The organism is Streptomyces sp. NPDC046862, from assembly GCF_040704615.1.
Classification (GTDB): domain Bacteria; phylum Actinomycetota; class Actinomycetes; order Streptomycetales; family Streptomycetaceae; genus Streptomyces.
In genome coordinates, this window is sequence record NZ_JBEYXP010000027.1 from 1 (window position 1) to 16979 (window position 16979).

Annotated in this window: 13 protein-coding genes; 2 read left to right on the forward strand and 11 right to left on the reverse strand. The window is 72.2% G+C overall.

The window, feature by feature from the left end; translation table 11 throughout:
- The 8 genes from AB0959_RS27785 to AB0959_RS27820 all read right to left on the reverse strand — a co-directional run.
- On the reverse strand, window positions 1–890 hold an 890-nt coding region (locus AB0959_RS27785), incomplete at its 3' end, for an adenosylhomocysteinase (RefSeq protein WP_366829320.1).
- Window positions 891–1176: 286 nt separating this feature from the next.
- Window positions 1177–2154 (reverse strand): cation diffusion facilitator family transporter, encoded by a 978-nt coding sequence (locus AB0959_RS27790; protein WP_366829321.1) that lies wholly within the window; start codon window positions 2152–2154, stop codon window positions 1177–1179.
- A 176-nt stretch (window positions 2155–2330) separates the two neighbouring features.
- A complete protein-coding gene (manA, locus tag AB0959_RS27795) occupies window positions 2331–3482 on the reverse strand; it encodes a mannose-6-phosphate isomerase, class I (protein WP_366829322.1) in 1152 nt (383 codons plus the stop codon).
- Window positions 3483–3561: 79 nt separating this feature from the next.
- A complete protein-coding gene (locus AB0959_RS27800; protein WP_366829323.1) occupies window positions 3562–4689 on the reverse strand; it encodes an SIS domain-containing protein in 1128 nt (375 codons plus the stop codon).
- Between the two features lie 105 nt (window positions 4690–4794).
- Window positions 4795–4965, reverse strand: coding sequence for a Trm112 family protein (locus AB0959_RS27805; protein WP_366829324.1), 171 nt, complete (start codon window positions 4963–4965; stop codon window positions 4795–4797).
- A 293-nt stretch (window positions 4966–5258) separates the two neighbouring features.
- Window positions 5259–6623: a phosphomannomutase/phosphoglucomutase gene (locus AB0959_RS27810; RefSeq protein WP_366829325.1), complete on the reverse strand. Its 1365-nt coding sequence runs from the start codon at window positions 6621–6623 to the stop codon at window positions 5259–5261.
- A 165-nt stretch (window positions 6624–6788) separates the two neighbouring features.
- Window positions 6789–8405, reverse strand: coding sequence for an L-lactate permease (locus AB0959_RS27815; protein WP_366829326.1), 1617 nt, complete (start codon window positions 8403–8405; stop codon window positions 6789–6791).
- 168 nt (window positions 8406–8573) lie between these two features.
- Entirely contained in the window at window positions 8574–8996 is a 423-nt protein-coding gene (locus tag AB0959_RS27820; protein ID WP_134042683.1) for a DUF3499 domain-containing protein, read from the reverse strand.
- A 317-nt stretch (window positions 8997–9313) separates the two neighbouring features.
- Between AB0959_RS27820 and AB0959_RS27825 the strand changes: the two genes are divergently transcribed.
- The gene (locus AB0959_RS27825; protein ID WP_366829431.1) at window positions 9314–9763 is read left to right on the forward strand and encodes a metallopeptidase family protein; all 450 of its coding nucleotides are present in this window, start codon (window positions 9314–9316) and stop codon (window positions 9761–9763) included.
- A 229-nt stretch (window positions 9764–9992) separates the two neighbouring features.
- On the opposite strand, the gene AB0959_RS27830 is transcribed toward AB0959_RS27825, so the two are convergent.
- From AB0959_RS27830 to AB0959_RS27840, 3 genes are all read right to left on the reverse strand, one after another.
- Complete coding sequence (locus AB0959_RS27830) at window positions 9993–11510, reverse strand: DUF5719 family protein (protein WP_366829327.1); 1518 nt, start codon at window positions 11508–11510, stop codon at window positions 9993–9995.
- Window positions 11507–15169: a glycosyltransferase gene (locus AB0959_RS27835; RefSeq protein ID WP_366829328.1), complete on the reverse strand. Its 3663-nt coding sequence runs from the start codon at window positions 15167–15169 to the stop codon at window positions 11507–11509. Before AB0959_RS27835 ends, AB0959_RS27830 begins: the two co-directional genes overlap by 4 nt.
- 321 nt (window positions 15170–15490) lie before the next feature.
- Entirely contained in the window at window positions 15491–15754 is a 264-nt protein-coding gene (locus tag AB0959_RS27840; RefSeq protein ID WP_003975777.1) for a WhiB family transcriptional regulator, read from the reverse strand.
- 699 nt (window positions 15755–16453) lie between these two features.
- Between AB0959_RS27840 and AB0959_RS27845 the strand changes: the two genes are divergently transcribed.
- Entirely contained in the window at window positions 16454–16972 is a 519-nt protein-coding gene (locus tag AB0959_RS27845; RefSeq protein ID WP_366829329.1) for a cysteine dioxygenase family protein, read from the forward strand.
- Window positions 16973–16979 lie beyond the last annotated feature (7 nt).

Consider the following 16979-nt stretch of genomic DNA (forward strand, 5'->3'; position numbering starts at 1 on the left):
TCGATCTCGGTGACGATCACGCGGGCGCCCTGCCCGCGCAGGGACTCCGCGCAGCCCTTGCCCACGTCGCCGTAACCGCACACGACCGCGGTCTTACCGCCGATCAGGACATCGGTGGCACGGTTGATGCCGTCGATCAGCGAGTGCCGGCAGCCGTACTTGTTGTCGAACTTCGACTTCGTCACGGCGTCGTTCACGTTGATCGCCGGAAACAGCAGGACACCGTCGCGCTGCATCTCGTACAGGCGGTGGACACCGGTCGTGGTCTCCTCCGTCACCCCGCGGATCTCGGAGGCGAGCTGGGTCCACTTCTGCGAGCCGTCCGTGATGGTGCGGTGCAGGAGTTCGAGGATGACGCGGTGCTCGTCGTTCTCGGCGGTGTCGACGGCAGGGACCTTGCCGTCCTTCTCGTACTCGACGCCCTTGTGGACGAGGAGGGTGGCGTCACCGCCGTCGTCGAGGATCATGTTCGGGCCGCCGGTGGGCGAGTCGGGCCAGGTCAGCGCCTGCTCCGTGCACCACCAGTACTCGTCCAGCGTCTCGCCCTTCCAGGCGAAGACGGGGATGCCCTGCGGGTCGTCCGCCGTGCCGTTCGGGCCGACGGCGATGGCGGCGGCGGCGTGGTCCTGGGTGGAGAAGATGTTGCAGGACGCCCAGCGGACCTGGGCGCCCAGAGCGGCCAGGGTCTCGATGAGGACCGCGGTCTGGACGGTCATGTGCAGGGAGCCGGTGATGCGGGCGCCGGCCAGGGGCTGCGCCTCGGCGTACTCCCTGCGGATCGCCATCAGGCCGGGCATCTCGTGCTCGGCGAGGGTGATCTCCTTGCGGCCGAACTCGGCCAGGGAGAGGTCGGCGACCTTGAAGTCCTGTCGCTTGTCGACAGTCGTCATTGCGAGCTGCTCCTCGGTTTCGGGTCGAGGGTGTGTACGGCTGGTCTGCGCGGCGGCGGACACAGGGGTGCCCGAAGAGGACACAGGCATGCCCGCGTGCGCGCAGCGCAGTTCGTCGGAGGCCCTCTCTCCCTCGGTCGGTCCGCTGGGGGACCGCCCGACCGCCATCAGCAGCGACGTCTGGCTCCGTCCCAAGCTACACGGTCGCCCTCACTGTCCCCAGTCCGCCTGCGCACAGATCCGGCCAAGGGCGGTTCGGCGGGCCCGGTGTGGTCTGTGGGAGGCGTCAGTGTTCGGCGGTGCGGGCGGGGCCGCCGGGGGTGGCCTCGGGGTCCGGGCCCTTGGCGGCCTCGGCCTCGCTGTAGATGTCGGGCTCGAGGTAGATGACGCGGGCGATCGGGACGGACTCGCGGACGCGGGCCTCGGCGGCGTTGATGGCGGAGGCGACCTCGGCGGCGGTGTCGTCGTGCTGGACGGCGACCTTGGCTGCGACCAGGAGCTCTTCGGGGCCGAGGTGGAGCGTGCGCATGTGGATGACACCCGTGACGGTGTCGCCGTCGACGAGGGCCTTCTCGATCTTCGTGACCTGTTCGGCGCCCGCGGACTCGCCGAGCAGCAGCGACTTGGTCTCCACGGCCAGGACGACGGCGATCAGGATGAGCAGGATGCCGATGAAGAGCGTGCCGATGCCGTCCCAGACGCCGTCGCCGGTGAGCAGGGCGAGGCCCACGCCGCCCAGGGCGAGGACCAGGCCGACCAGCGCGCCGAGGTCCTCCAGGAGGACGACCGGCAGTTCGGGCGCCTTGGCGTGGCGGACGAAGTCCTTCCAGGACTTGGTGCCCCGCAGGGTGTTGGACTCCTTGATGGCGGTGCGGAAGGAGAACGACTCCGCGATGATCGCGAAGATGAGGACGCCGACCGGCCAGTACCAGTGGTCCAGTTCGTGCGGGTGCCTGATCTTCTCGTAGCCCTCGTAGAGGGCGAACATGCCACCGACCGAGAACAGGATGATGGAGACGAGGAAGGCGTAGATGTAGCGCTCGCGGCCGTAGCCGAACGGGTGCTGCGGAGTCGCCTCGCGCTGGGCCTTCTTGCCGCCGACGAGCAGCAGGAACTGGTTGCCGGAGTCGGCCAGCGAGTGCACCCCCTCGGCGAGCATCGAGGACGATCCACTGAAGGCGAACGCCACGAACTTCGATACCGCGATCGCGAGGTTGGCGCCCAGTGCCGCCACGATCGCCTTGGTGCCGCCTGACGCACTCATGTGTCCGGGATGTCCCTTCGCCTGCTTTTTCTGCGCTTCTGTCCGCCGCCGGACGGGCTTTGCCCGCCTTTTGCAGTGGGCATTGTTGCAGCCCGGTCCGACGTCGGTGAGTCAGGTCTCCATTCAGAGGTCGTTCAGGCGTCCTTCACGGGTTTGCCGAGCCTTCCGGCCGTCGGTCAGGCGATCACCGTGGCTCGGAAGACCGTGCCGGTTCCGGAGACTTCGGCTTTCTCGCCGGCCGGCACGAAGACGGACTCGCCGGGGCCGAGCCGGTGTTCGCCCGCCTGCACGGAACCCGCCGTGCACAGCAGGATCTGCGGGGTCGCGCGGGTGAGGTCGTGGGCGGGGGCGCCCTCGGCGAGGACGTAGCGGGAGAGGCGGAACTCGTCGATGGGGGTCTCGTAGACCTCCTCGCCGCCGGGGGACGCCCCGGGGCGCAGGACACCGGGGTCGCTCGCCTCGAAGCGGACGATGCGCAGGAGTTCGGGGACGTCGACGTGCTTGGGGGTCAGGCCGCAGCGCAGGACGTTGTCGGAGTTGGCCATGATCTCGACGCCGAGGCCGTTCAGGTACGCGTGCGGGACGCCGGCACCGAGGAAGAGGGCCTCGCCGGGCTGGAGCCGGACGTGGTTGAGGAGCATGGCGGCGATGACGCCGGGGTCGCCCGGGTAGTGGCGGGCGATGTCGGCGTAGGGGGCGTAGGCGCCACCGAGGCGTTCGCAGGCGGCCGCGGCCTCGGTGACCGTCCGGGCCATCTGCTCGGGGTCGGCCGACAGCACGGCGGTCAACACCTCGCGCAGGGCGGCCTCTTCGGGGTGGGCGTGCAGCAGATCGACGTACGGCTTCAGGGAGTCGACTTCGAGGCCTGCCAGCAGGTCGGCGGCCCGCACCGGGTCCCGGAAGCCGCACAGGCCGTCGAACTCCGTGAGGGCGCAGATCAGTTCGGGCTTGTGGTTGGCGTCCTTGTAGTTGCGGTGGCCGGCGTCCACGGGGATGCCGCGGCGCTCCTCGTCCTCGTAACCCTCCTTCGCCTGCTGAAGGTTGGGGTGCACCTGGAGGGAGAGGGGGGCACCGGCGGCGAGGATCTTCAGGAGGAAGGGCAGGCGGGGGCCGAACTTGGCGACCGTCTCGGCTCCGAGCTCCCGGTCCGGGGACTTGTCGATCACGTCGGTGAGGGGGCCGCGTGCGGTGCGCGAGGGCGCGCCGGGGTGGGCGCCCATCCACATCTCCGCCTGGGGTTCGCCGGTCGGCTCCACGCCCAGGAGGTGCGGGATGGCGGTGGTGGAGCCCCAGGCGTAGGGGCGGACGGTGTTCTCGAGGCGGTCCATGGGTCCTTGTCTCCGGTACTGCGGTACTGCGCTGCGTACGCTGCTCGACCCCGTGCTGGTCACGGGGTGCGGGTCCACCTCACGTCGCCGAAGCGAGCGCGAGGTAAACGGCGGCGAAATCGGTGACGGCGATCAGTTCCGCGAGGGTCTCCAGGTCGCCGCCGGGCTCGGGTTCCAGTTCGCTGATCGCGGTGTCGTGGCTGAGGGCGAGTTCGCGGGCGGCCGAGGCGGCGCTGAGGGCGCCGTTCGCCCGGTCGCGCAGGAGCACCACGCGGGCGTGGAGGGCGGCCTGCTCCTCGACGCGGTCGCGGAAGAAGTCGTCGGGGTCGGCACCCGCGGCCAGGGCGCCGGAGAGCAGGACCGTGTGCGAGATGAGCGCCTCCGGCAGCTGGGCGGCCAGGGCGGGGCGGCCCGCCAGCTCGGCCAGCGCCGCGGCGAAACGGCGCCCCACGGGTCCCGCGGACACGCCCTCGGTCCACAGCAGCGGGAGGGATTCGGCGAGCTCGGCGGCGAGCGTCTTGGCGGGGTTGCTGTAGGTGGCGATGGCCGGTCCGCAGCGCTCGGCGACGTGGTCGAGGCGGTCGGCGACCTTCTCCAGGCCGCCGGGGGGTGCCGTGATCAGGCCCGTGCGGTCGAGGAGCGCGAGCATCGGGGTGAGCAGCGCCCACAGGATGCCGGGTGCGGTGGCCGCCGGGGGGTCGTCCTGCTCGTACGGGGCGGTCGCCATCGGGACGAAGAGGCCGTGGGCGCCGTCCACCGCCTCGGTGATCGGAGTGTGGGCGGGGGCCACGGCGACGACGGTGCAGCCGCGGCGGTAGGCCTGGTCCACGAGGAGTGAGAGGCCCGCCTCGGTGCCGTCGGGGGTGGCGACCAGGAGGAGGTCGAGCGAGCCCACCCAGCCGGGGAGCTCCCAGCGGAGGGCGCCCGCGGCGGGGGCCACGCCGGTGGGGTGCAGCCGGGTGACGGGGCAGCCGGAGCCGGCGAGGGCGCCGAGGAGGTCGGCGACGCCCGCGGACGCGGTGCCGGGGCCGGCGATCAGAACGGCGCGGGGGCGGCCGTCGGGCTTCAGGTCGGGGATGCCGGCCTCGGTGGCGAGGCGGACGGCGGTGCGGACGCGGGCGCCGGCCTCGGCGGCGCCGCGGAGCAGGCCGCGGTGGTCCGCCTCCGCCAAGGCGTCGGGGGTGTCGAGCAGCGATTCGTCGAGCATGGGCGGCAGCCTCCGATCGCCGGGTGCCCTTGTGTTCCCTGGTCGCGTGGGGTTTGTTCCGTCGCCTGGGTCTTCTTCCGCGTACCCGCTTCCGGGGTGCGCGTGCTACGCGGGGCGGCGGGCCTCGTCGACGAGGAGTACGGGGATGCCGTCCCGGACGGGGTAGGCGAGGCCGCAGTCCTGGCCCGTGCAGACCAGCTCGGTGTCCTCCTCCTTGAGGGGGGCGTGGCATGCCGGGCAGGCGAGGATCTCCAGGAGGCCGGCTTCGAGCGGCATGGGCGTGTCCTTCCGAACGTGGATGCGGCCTGGTCAGGGTACCGCTGTGGGGCGGTTGCCGGTGGGGTGGGACGGTGGCGGTGGGGGTGCCCGTAAGGGTTTCGCCCCCGCCGCCCCTACCCGTCCCATCACTGGGGGCTGCGCCCCCAGACCCCCTCGGGGGAGGGGGTTTGGGGGGGCATGTGTGCGGGTGGGTTCGTGGCTGGGCGCGCAGTTCCCCGCGCCCCTGTGGCCTGGCGGCCACATCGGGCGCGGTGCCTTGGCTCCCCGTGCCACTCCCCCTGGCTTCCGGCTCAGCCCCTGATGATCTCCAGGGCCTCGTCGCGGATCTTCGCCATCGTCGTCTCGTCCCTCGCCTCCGCGTTCAGCCTCAGCAGCGGCTCCGTGTTGGACGGTCGCACGTTGAACCACCAGTCGGCCGAGGAGACGGTCAGGCCGTCCAGTTCGTCGAGTTCGACGCCCTCGCGGCCCTCGTATGCGGCCTTGATGGCGGCGAGGCGGCCCGTCTGGTCGTCGACCGTGGAGTTGATCTCGCCGGAGCCCGCGTAGCGGTCGTACTGGGCGACGAGGGCCGAGAGGGGGCCGTCCTGGCCGCCCAGCGCGGCGAGGACGTGGAGGGCGGCCAGCATGCCCGTGTCGGCGTTCCAGAAGTCGGCGAAGTAGTAGTGGGCGGAGTGCTCGCCGCCGAAGATCGCGCCCGTGCTCGCCATCTCGGCCTTGATGAAGGAGTGGCCCACGCGCGTGCGGACCGGTGTGCCGCCGTTCTCCCTCACAACCTCCGGTACCGACCACGACGTGATCAGGTTGTGGATGATCGTGCCCTTGCCGCCGTGCTTGGCGAGCTCGCGGGAGGCGACGAGGGCGGTGACGGCCGACGGCGAGACCGGGTCGCCGTGCTCGTCGACGACGAAGCAGCGGTCGGCGTCGCCGTCGAAGGCGATGCCGAGGTCGGCGCCCTCCTCACGGACGCGCTTCTGGAGGTCGACGATGTTCGCCGGGTCCAGGGGGTTCGCCTCGTGGTTCGGGAACGTGCCGTCCAGCTCGAAGTACATCGGCACGAGGTCGAGGGGCAGGCCGGCGAAGACCGTGGGCACCGTGTGCCCGCCCATGCCGTTGCCCGCGTCGACGACGACCTTCAGGGGGCGGATGGAGGTCAGGTCCACGAGGGAGCGGAGGTGGGCCGCGTAGTCCTCCAGCGTGTCGCGCTGTGTGATCGTTCCCGGTGTCGCGGCCGGCTCGGGTGCGCCCGACTCGCTCCAGCCCTCCACCAGTTCGCGGATCTCGCCGAGGCCCGTGTTCTGGCCGACCGGGGCGGCGCCCGCGCGGCACATCTTGATGCCGTTGTACTGCGCGGGGTTGTGGGAGGCCGTGAACATCGCCCCGGGCAGGTTCAGCGCGCCCGACGCGTAGTACAGCTGGTCCGTCGAGCACAGGCCGATCTCGGTGACGTCGACGCCGAGCGCCGCCGCCCCGCGCGCGAAGGCCCGGGACAGTCCGGGCGAGGAGGGCCGCATGTCGTGGCCGGTCACAATGGCGTCCGCGCCGGTCACCCGGGCGAAGGCCGCCCCGAAGAGCTCGGCCAGCGACTCGTCCCACTGGTCCGGGACCACTCCGCGTACGTCGTACGCCTTGACGATCGTCGACAGATCAGCAGCCACGGCCAACCCTCCTGAAGTCTCATTGGTCACCCCAAACTACCCGCCGGACGTGGCAGTCAGCTGTGCGACCTCCGAGGATGTCCGGGGAGTTCTCCGTGCGTTTCCCCCGGACGCCCCTCTCCTCTCTTCCAGTCTCTTCCAGGGACGCCCCGCCGGCCGCTCGGCTCACGGAAGCATCCAGTCCAGTACGGGCGTGCTCTGGCCCACCACGATCAGGCACATCACCAGGAGCAGCCCGAGGCTCCACGGCAGCACCTTGCGCAGCAGGTCGCCCTCGCGGCCCGCGAGCCCGACCGCCGCGCACGCGATCGTCAGGTTCTGCGGCGAGATCATCTTGCCGAGCACCCCGCCGGAGCTGTTGGCGGCGGCGAGCAGTTCGGGCGAGAGCCCCGACTCGCGGGCCGCGCTCACCTGGAGGGCGCCGAAGAGGGCGTTGGCCGAGGTGTCCGACCCGGAGACGGCGACGCCGAACCAGCCGAGGACCGGTGAGAGGAAGGCGAGTCCGGCGCCGGCCGCCGCCACGAACTGGCCGATCGTCGCGGCCTGTCCGGAGAGGTTCATGACGTAGGCGAGGCCGAGCACGGAGGTCACCGTGAGGATCGCGAACCGCAGTTCGTGCACGGTCGCCGCCCACTCCCGGACCGCCACGCGCGCGTGGACCCCCAGTACGGCCGCCGTGAGCACGCCGGCGAGGAGCACGAGGGTGCCTCCGGTCGACACGATCGGCCAGGTGAAGACGTTGGCGCCGACCGGCTCGCCGTCCGGGTTCGCGACGTCGAGGAACGGCCAGTCGAAGGTGCGGGTCGCCCCGGCCAGCCAGTCCTTCACGACGGGGATCTGGGCGAGGGAGAAGACGGCGACGATGAGCGCGTACGGCGCGTAGGCGCGCACGACCTCGCGCCGCGGGTCCTCCTCGTCCAGGTCCTCGCTGCGCGCGCCGGTCAGGACGGCCGCCCGTACGGGTTCGGCCGCGGGCCTGCGGGCGTGGGGTACGGCGACGAGGGCGGCCGCGCCGAGCAAGGCCGCGCCGATGTCGGCGAGTTGCGCGGAGATGTAGTTGGACGCGACGAACTGGGCGACGGCGAAGGCGGTTCCGCACGCCAGGGCGGGCACCCAGGTCTCGCGCAGACCGCGCCGCCCGTCCACCAGGCCGACCAGCACCAGGGGCACCACGAGGGCCAGCAGCGGCGTCTGACGGCCCACCACGGAGGCGACGGTGTCCAGGGGGAGTTCGGTGACCTGGGCGAGGGTGACGACGGGCGTGCCCATGGCTCCGAAGGCCACCGGCGCGGTGTTCGCGACGAGGGCGACCACGGCGGCCCGGACCGGGTCGAAGCCGAGGGCCACGAGCATCACCGAGCAGATGGCGACCGGCGCGCCGAAGCCCGCGAGGGCTTCCAGGAGCGCGCCGAAGCAGAACGCCACGACGAGGGCCTGGATGCGCGGGTCGTCGGAGAGCCGCCCGAACGAACGGCGCAGGATGTCGAAGTGCCGGGTGCGGACGGTCATCCGGTACACCCAGAGGGCGTTGACCACGATCCACATGATCGGGAAGAGCCCGAAGGCGGCGCCCTGTGCGGCGGCGGACAGCGTCTGGCCGACGGGCATGCCGTACGCGAGCCACGCCACGAGCGCGGCCGCCGCGAGCCCGATCAGGCCCGCCCGGTGGGCCTTCATCCGCACCCCGCCGAGCAGGACGAGCACGAGGACGAGGGGCAGGGTCGCGACTAGTGCGGACAGGCCGAGCGAGTCGGCGACGGGTTCCAGTTCCTGGACGTACACGGGCGCCTCCCCGGATTCCGCGATGCGGAAAGCGATTTCTCACCGGTACCGGAATGGTCGTGTCCGTGACAACCCGACGTCAATGTGCGTGCACGGCTCAGTGGAATTCGTGGATTCCGCGCACGAAGAGAGTCGGAGAGAGCTCGAAGAGAGCTCTTCGAGGGTCCGTCAGTTGTCCGGGGACCTCAGCACCCGCAGATGGCCGCGGCGGGCGACCTCCATCGGATCCGCCGAGCGACCGCTGCCGCCGGCCTCCGCGGCGCGCTGCTGCGGCCTGGCGGCCTCGCGCACGGCGTTGGCAAGCGCTTCCAGATCGTCACCGCTGGGCCGGGCCGGAGCGGAGCCGTCGAGGAGACGGACGACCTCCCAGCCGCGCGGGGCGGTGAGGCGCTCGGAGTGCTCGGCGCACAGGTCGTAGCAGTGGGGTTCGGCGTAGGTGGCGAGCGGGCCGAGGACCGCGGTCGAGTCGGCGTAGACGTACGTCAGCGTCGCGACGGCAGGTCGGCCGCAGGCGGTGCGCGAACAGCGACGTACAGGGCTCACGACGTTGGACGGTACCGCACTCTTGAGCGGGCCGCGACGACTCTCCACCAGGTCACTCCACCGTGTCGCGCTGTGAAACGCCCCACACGCCCCATTGGACACACCATTCTGACCAGGGCGGAGACCGGCGTCCGGAATGCCGAACATCTCGCGAACTGATCATAAGTCGACACAAATCCTGTCAAGTGCCATGAGGTTGACGGTCCCGGAGGGATACGGAATCGAGCCCAACCTTGGCTGGAATGGTCATGTGCCGACATGCCGTACGGCGTCACGTCGACGGCCGCGACGGCTCGACGCGTGCTCCAGGCGCCCCGCGTGGGCGCCGGGCACCCGCTGCGGCCGGGGACTACGCTTCGTAGGTGATGGACAACCCCGTACCGCCCCGTGCCGCCGCGCCCGGGCCCCGCCGCCGTGACCGGCACGGCAGGGGCATGCGTGGCCCCGTCGCGCCGCCGCAGGTGCCTCTCGCGGCCAGTCGCGCCGAGGTGTTCGCGGATCTCGTGCAGGACTCCGTGGAACGCCTCGAACGGCGCTGGCCGCAGCTCGCCGACATCGACTTCCTGGTTCTCGAGGTGCCGCGGCTCGACGGGCCGCGGGATTCCTGGAACGACGAGGCGGTGCCGCTGGGGGGCACGGTTGCCGCCCGGGAGGGGCGGCCCGCGCGTGTCGTCGTGTACCGGCGGCCTGTCGAGATCCGCACCAAGGGACGGGAGGAGCGGGCCGCGCTGGTTCATGAGGTGGTGGTGGAGCAGGTGGCCGAGCTCTTGGGGCTTACGCCGGAGACTGTGGATCCTCGGTACGGGGAGGATTGACCCGGGGGGAGGGTGAGGACTGCTGCGGGTTCGCCGCCCGGAGGGAGTCGCCCCCCGCCCCTGCCCATTCCCGTCCCCTGGGGCTGCGCCCCAGACCCCTTGGCCTGCATCGTGGTCGGGTGCGGGTTCGTTGTGGCTTGTCGCGCCCACGCGGCGGAGCCGCAAATTCAACACAGCCCCGCGCCCCTCAAAGGCACATCCACGCGCCCCTTGAGACGCGCCGTTCCCCTTACCTCTGCAGTACCGACAAGTCCTGTTCCGCGTCCGGGACCGCTACCGTGCCTCGGTCGTCCTGGAGGGGCTGGATCGTGAAGCCGGGGGCGTCGCCCGTGGTTTCGAGCATGCGGGAGGCGTAGACGGGGCCGCCGGAGACCGGCTCGACCGTCAGGGCGTACGTGCCCTTGAGGCCACTCGGGACGGGCACGGCCACGTTCTCCGTCGTTTTGGACTTGATCGTGTACGTCTTGGTCGTCGCCGTGCCGCCCTCGCTGCCCGCCGATGCCGTGACCTTGACCTCGGCGGTGCGTCCCGGCGCGGTGAGAGCGAGGGTGACGCCCTTGGAGCGGTTGTCGGCGACGCTCGCGCGCGTGCCCACCGCCCGGCTCCCCGGAATGAACGCCGTCTCCTGTTTGGCGCCCTTGCCGCGCACCACCCGCACGGCGGCCACCACCGGCACCGAGTCGTCCGTCGGCGTCAGCACCAGGGACCCCGCCTCGCCGCGTGTGACGTCACCGAGGTCCACCGCCGCCGTCATGCCTGCCTTCACGTGCAGCGTCTCGTTGCCGGCGGGAGTGATCGGCCCCGAGGGCGAGGCGAGCCGGACCTTCAGGTCGGCGTCCCGCTCCCCCGGCGCGAAGACCACCAGGCGCACGGACGTCGCGTCCTTCGGGATGCCCGGGATCACCACGCTCGGCGCGGGGTCGGCCGAGGCGGCCAGCCAGTCGCCGCCCGCCTTGTCGTCCAGCGCCTGGACGGCCGCGGCGACCCGGCCGCTGCGCACGCTCACGTGCACGGTCAGGTTGGTCTCCGGCCGGTCCGTGAGCGTGGACAGCAGCACCGGCTCGCTGGAGTGCGGCTTGACCGTGATGCCCTCTCCCACGGTCGTCTTGAGGGCTCCGTCCTTGCCGTACAGCTCGACGTCGACGACGGCGGCGGAGTCGTCCGGGTTCGTCAGGTGGACGTAGTCGGTGCGGTCGGCGGCCGTGCTGGCGCCCGGGAACCAGAACTCGGTGTCCGGAGCGGTGCAGTTGGTGCCGAGCAGACCGCGTCCGGTGCCCGCGGCGACCTCGGTGGTCTCCTGGACCGTCCAGCCGGGCGCGAACGTCCCCTCGGCGAGACCGATCAGCGCGGGCGCCTCGGCTCCGTCGGCTCTGCCGGTGACGGGCTTGCCGGGTGCCTTCGGCTCCAGGACGGGCTTCGCGGCCTTGCCGGACTTCTTCTTGCCACCGCCTCCGCCGCCTCCGCCGTTGTCACTGCCGTCGGCCGACTCCTCGCCCGCCGCCGTGAGTTCGGCCTTCCCCTTGTCCCCGGTCCCCTTCGTGACGGGCGTGAAGGACGTGTACGCGGTCTCCGCGATGTCCGACGTGCTCGGCTGGGGGCACAGCAGGCTCGTGCGCTCCACGGGCAGCTGGGCCGCCGCCTTGGCCGTGGTGTCGCCGGAGGCGCCGGGCGAGGTGAGCGCGGCGAAGCCGGTGACGGCGGCGAGCGCGGACGCGCCGGCGATCAGGGACAGGGTCGTGCGGTTCACTGCTGGCTCCCGTCGGGGCGCTCACTGTCGGGGCGTTCCTGCGACGGGTCGTACGTCGCGTCGTAGCCCTGCTGGTACGTCTGGTCGTACGACGCGGTCGTGCCCCCGTAGGCGTACGGGTCGTACTGGCCGCCCTGGTGGGCGCCCGCCTGGTACGGGTCCGCCTGGTAGGTCTGGTCGTACGTGCCCGCCGGGTACTGCTGGGCGCCCTGGTACGGGTCGTGCCCGTAGGTGTTGTAGTCGGCGCCCGCGTAGCCCTGGGAGTTGTCCCATGCTCCGTAGGACTGCTGTTGCGGGACGGCGGCCGCTGCCGGGGCCTCCTCCGGGAGGGGAGGGGTGGCCGCGGTCCCGTCCGTTCCGTCCGTCCCGGCCGCGCTCTCGGCCTCGGCCTCGGCCTGGGCGCGCAGGCGGCGGGCGCGGCGGCCGTCGCCGGTGATCGCCTGAGCGGGGACGACGGGCTCCTCGGGGAGGTCGTCGTCGACGTCGCGGCGGCGGCCCGGCAGGGCGAGGACCACGAGGACGACGGCGAGCGCGCCCTGGGCCCACAGCCAGCCGGTGTGGCTCATGGGGGCCTCGTACGTGACGTCCAGCGTCCCGCCGTTCGGGGGGAGTTCGAAGCCCTGGGCCCAGCCGTCGACGGTGGTGCCGGTGAGCGGCCTGCCGTCCAGGGTGGCGGTCCAGCCCTCGCCCGCCGTGTCGGCGAGGCGCAGGACACGGCCCGACCCGCCCTCGGGGACGGTGGTGTGGATGTCGACGGGGCCGGCCGCGATGGGCTGCGGGTCGCCGGAGCCGGAGACGATGGTGGCGCGGGCGACCTGCCGGTCCACCCGCCACAGGGCACTGCCGCCCTGCTGGCTGAGCCGGGACAGGCCCGGCGTGGCGTCCAGGACGCGGCTGACCTCGCGGGGCGCGCCCTTGCGGACGAGGACGTAGCGCACGGCGAATCCGCCGAGTTCGTCGGCCTGGTCGGCGCCGGAGCCTGCCACGAGGTTGGCGACGACCTTGTCGAGCAGCCTGTTCTCGCCGCCGGCCGCCGCGAGTTCGGCGTCGCCGAGTCGGGCGCCGGAGCCGCGGACGAGGGTGTAGCCGACCTCGGCGCCGGAGTCGCTGTCGAGGACCAGGGTGCGGGCCTGGTCGCGGGTGCCGCTCTCCTCGGCGACGAACGCGGGCACCTGCACCGGGTCGCGCCGCTCCAGGGGTCCGTCGGCGCCGCGGATCATCCACCCGGCGGCGATCAGCAGGGGGCCCGCCGCCGTGGCGAACGCGATGAGCGCGGCCACCGGCTGGCGCCAGCCGAAGCTCTGCTCGGCCACGCGTGAGCGTGCCCCGTCGGCACCTAGCGCGGCGGCTGCCAGCAGTGCGATGCCGTAGACGAGGGTCGCGGGGCCCGCCCAGGTGGAGCCGTTGGAGAGGACGGCGAAGACGAGGGCCACCAGGGCCGTCGTCCAGGCGGTCCAGATGGGCAACTGGCGCTCCGAGCGCAGCAGGGCGGCCAGGGCGGCCAGCACGACACCGACGAGCATCAGCCCGCTGACCGTGCCGGGTCCGCCGGGGCTGGCGCCGAGGAGGTCGGTGGCGGAGGCCGTACTCGCCCCGTACTCCAGGCCGGCCTGCTGGAAGAAGCCGAACGGCAGCAGCGTCAGCGACCAGGGGGCGAGGATCAGCAGCGGAGTGCCGAGCTGGGCGAGGAAGCGGAGCCCGTAGGCGGTGATGTCGCCGCGGCGCAGGACGAGGAGTCCGATGCCGAGGACCAGGGCGATGGGCCACACGATCGGTGTGAAAGCGGTGGCGACGGTCAGCAGCAGGGCGTACGCCCAGGTCGCGCGCCAACTGCCACGGGAACCGGAGGCGTTCGCGAGTCCGCTGGCCGCGGCGCCCGCGCGCGCGGTGAGCGGCAGCAGGACCGCGAGGACGGCGGTGCCGATGCGGCCGCCGGCGAGCGCGCCGGTGGCGGCGGGCAGGAAGGCGTACGCGACGGCCGCCCACGCGCGCAGCAGCCGTGACTCGACGAGGGGCCGCGAGGCGAAGTACGCGGTGACCCCGGCGAGCGGAACGGAGGCCACGAGCAGCACGGTGACCGCGAGTCCGGTGGAGCCCAGCAGCAGCGAGGCGAGCATGGCCACGAGCGCGAGGTACGGCGGCGCGGCCTGGGTGTCGCCCGCGCCCACCGGATGCCAGGCGTCGAGGTAGCGCGCCCACAGCTCGGAGGCGTCGGCGGGGGCGGGCAGCAGCGCGCCGCCCGCGAGGGCTCCGCCGCCGAGCAGTTCACGGCAGGCGACGAGCGAGACGAGCAGGAGGACGGCGAAGAGTACGGGCCCCGGCTTGCGGGCGACGCGCTTGAGCCGGGCGAACTGCTCGACCTGCAGGAAGTCGGCGTCGTCGCCGCCGGGCCCGGACTCGACCGCGCCGCCGTGGCGGCCCGCGGAGGAGGACTCGGGGTCGGAGCGGCCCATCAGGTTGCCGGCGACCTGTTCGACGGTGGCCCGCACGGTCGCGCCGGGGGGTGGGAAAAGGGCGCGCAACTCGCCCTTGTCGAGCTGGGAGCGGCCTCGCTTGCGGCGGCCGGCGATGATCCGCTCCGGACGCAGCAGTGTCCCCAGAAGGCCCCGGATCTCGTCGACGGCCTGTCCGGGGACCTTGCCGACGAGGTAGGCGACGGTCCGCAGCAGGGTGCCGAGCACGATCCGGACCAGCACCCACGGCAGCTGTGCCGTAGGCGCGTTGACGAGCAGGGTGTAGACGGCGCCGGCCTTGTCGACCATGTGCGGGGAGGCTGCGCTGCGGCCCACGCAGTCGACGGTGCGACGCTCGCGGGAGGACGCCTCGGCGTGCCGTACGACCGCTTCCGGGGCGACGAGGACGCGGTGGCCGGCGGCGGTGGCGCGCCAGCACAGGTCGACGTCGTCACGCATCAGGGGCAGGCGCCGGTCGAAGCCGCCGAGCTGTTCGAAGACGTCGCGGCGGATCAGCATGCCGGCGGTGGAGACGGCCAGGGTGGCCTTGACGTGGTCGTGCTGGCCCTGGTCCTGCTCGCGGCGGTCCAGGCCGGTCCAGCGGCGGCCGGAGTTGGCGATGGTGACGCCGACCTCGAGGAGCTGGCGGCGGTCGTACCAGCCGCGGAGCTTGGGGCCGACGACGGCGATGTCCTCGTCCCGGCCGAGCTCCCGCTCGTTCTCGACGACTCGCAACAGCTGGGCGAGCGCGTCCGGTTCGGGGGCGCAGTCGTCGTGCAGCAGCCACAGCCACTGGACCGGCTTGCCGTGCGGGAGCTCCGGCATGTCGTAGGCGTCGTCGCGCCAGGTGCGGGTGACCGGGTCCCAGCCGCTGGGGCGCTTGAGGTACGGCAGGTCGTCCGGGGTGAGCTCGCCGGCGGTGCGGTTGGCCTCCTCGACGGCCTGGCCGAAGCCGGTGCGCCGGGCGAGGTGGAGGACCCGGTCGGCGCCGAGGGCGTCGGTGAGCAACTGGGCGGAGTCGTCCGCGCTGCCGGTGTCGGCCGCCATGACGTTCTGTACGGGGCGCTCCTGGCCGAGCACGCCCGCGAGCGCGTCGGGCAGCCAGCGGGCGCCGTCGTGTGCGACGAGCACCGCGGTCACGACGTGGCGCGGGAACTCTGGAGTGGCAGCGTCTTGGTGGGCTGCCGTGTGGCTGTGCACGGACATCGAGGTACGGGCCCCGGTTCGATGGACTGCGGTCGACGCCTGTGCCCTGGGGGGACACGTGCCCTGGAGGGACATGTGCCCTGCGGGGACAGCGGGACGTCTCGGACGAGCGACCACACTAACGGCTGGACAGCGCGGCGGCCCGCCGCCTGTGGACAACCCACTGGCGACGGGCCGAGCGTTACGTAAGGGTGTGCGCTGTTTGGTCAGCGGTCATCAGCGGTCATCACACGCGTGCGTGGCTGGTTCCGGCCGGTGCGCCGCCCACTCCGGGGCCCCTCCGGGCCCCGCGCGTGCGCCTGCCCCTTGGACGGCGGCCTTCTAGACGGCGGCCTTCTTCAGGCGGCGGCGCTCGCGCTCCGACAGACCGCCCCAGATGCCGAAGCGCTCGTCGTTGGCGAGTGCGTATTCGAGGCATTCGGAGCGGACCTCGCAGGCGAGGCAGACCTTCTTGGCCTCGCGGGTCGAGCCGCCCTTCTCGGGGAAGAAGGACTCGGGATCGGTCTGGGCGCAGAGCGCGCGCTCCTGCCAGCCGAGTTCCTCGTCCGCGTCGTCGACCAGCAGTTGCTGCACGAGCTCGGTCATGTGCGCCCCTCGTCTGTCTTTCGCGTCCCCGTGGTGCTGCCGTTACCGATTTCGGCTGAACGACACGAGTGAAATTACAAGTGTGCGGCTACGGGCGAGTCAAGCCGGAATCTGCTAATGAGCCCCTTATTCACTCTCCGGAACCAAGGGTATGCGGAAAGTGTTCAAATCGGCATAAACCCTGACAGCCAGCAGGGGTCCAGGGCGCGTCTCCCTCCCATACGGGAAAGGACGTCCAGAAGTTCGATCGCGTTGCGACTCGAACACGGAAGCCACCGATTCGCATCCGGATCTCGACACCCGCCACGAGATCCGTACAGCCGGTGGTGCGCCAGGTGTCCCGCGGAGCGCCGCACAAACCTTTCGCCGACGAGGTGGACCGGATGAGGTGAAACATCTCCCACATACCGGGCGTCAAGTTGACAGTCGAAGTGTGAACCGGTGTCCTTGTGGGCATGCTCGCGAACTCGGCACTCACCTCGACCCGCTCCGCCGGGTTCCTCGGTGCTGCCCGCGCTCGCTGTAGCTGTCGCTGTTCCAGCTGTTGAGCCCAACGCGCTCCGGCTGCCACTGAGCCCCCACCGGGCTCGGCCGCTGTTCCCTCCGCCCGCACCAGGGCGCATCCCACGCCCGTGACCCGGGCGACGGTCTTCGACACCCAGCCATCCCCCACACTTCCGCCGAGGAACCACCCCACCCATGAACAGCGACAGCGACATCCAGATCGCCGGCGACCTCCTCGAAGTACCGCATCTGCTGCAGGCCCCGCGCGCGCACCCGGTCACCGTGGCCGAGTTCGCCGGCCTCGCCCGCTCCATCGCCGCCGACCGCTCCCAGTGGGAGCACCTCGTCCGGTACGACGCGACGTCCCGCTGGTACCACCGGTTGCGCACCGGGCCCGGCTACGAGGTGTGGCTGCTGTCCTGGGTGCCCGGGCAGGGCAGCGGACTGCACGGCCACGGCGACTCCTCCGGCGTGCTCACCGTCCTCTCCGGCGCCCTGACCGAGCGCACCGAGCGCGGCACGCGCGCCCTGGGCGCGGGCGCGCAGCGGGTGTTCGCGCCCGGGTACGTGCACGAGGTGGTGAACGACGCGCTGGAGCCGGCGGTCAGCCTGCACGTCTACTACCCGGGGCTGACGGAGATGCCGATGCACGGGTCCGGGTCCGCCTGCACGGCCCAGGAGCCGTACGGGTCGGTGGACACGGTCACGGCCTGAGGCGTCG

Coding starts and splice junctions, on each gene's coding strand:
- AB0959_RS27790 (WP_366829321.1), bottom strand. CDS start 2,154: ATGAGTGCGTCAGGCGGCACCAAGGCGATCGTGGCGGCACTGGGCGCC.
- manA (WP_366829322.1), bottom strand. CDS start 3,482: ATGGACCGCCTCGAGAACACCGTCCGCCCCTACGCCTGGGGCTCCACC.
- AB0959_RS27800 (WP_366829323.1), bottom strand. CDS start 4,689: ATGCTCGACGAATCGCTGCTCGACACCCCCGACGCCTTGGCGGAGGCG.
- AB0959_RS27805 (WP_366829324.1), bottom strand. CDS start 4,965: ATGCCGCTCGAAGCCGGCCTCCTGGAGATCCTCGCCTGCCCGGCATGC.
- AB0959_RS27825 (WP_366829431.1), top strand. CDS start 9,314: ATGGACAACCCCGTACCGCCCCGTGCCGCCGCGCCCGGGCCCCGCCGC.
- AB0959_RS27835 (WP_366829328.1), bottom strand. CDS start 15,169: ATGTCCGTGCACAGCCACACGGCAGCCCACCAAGACGCTGCCACTCCA.
- AB0959_RS27840 (WP_003975777.1), bottom strand. CDS start 15,754: ATGACCGAGCTCGTGCAGCAACTGCTGGTCGACGACGCGGACGAGGAA.
- AB0959_RS27845 (WP_366829329.1), top strand. CDS start 16,454: ATGAACAGCGACAGCGACATCCAGATCGCCGGCGACCTCCTCGAAGTA.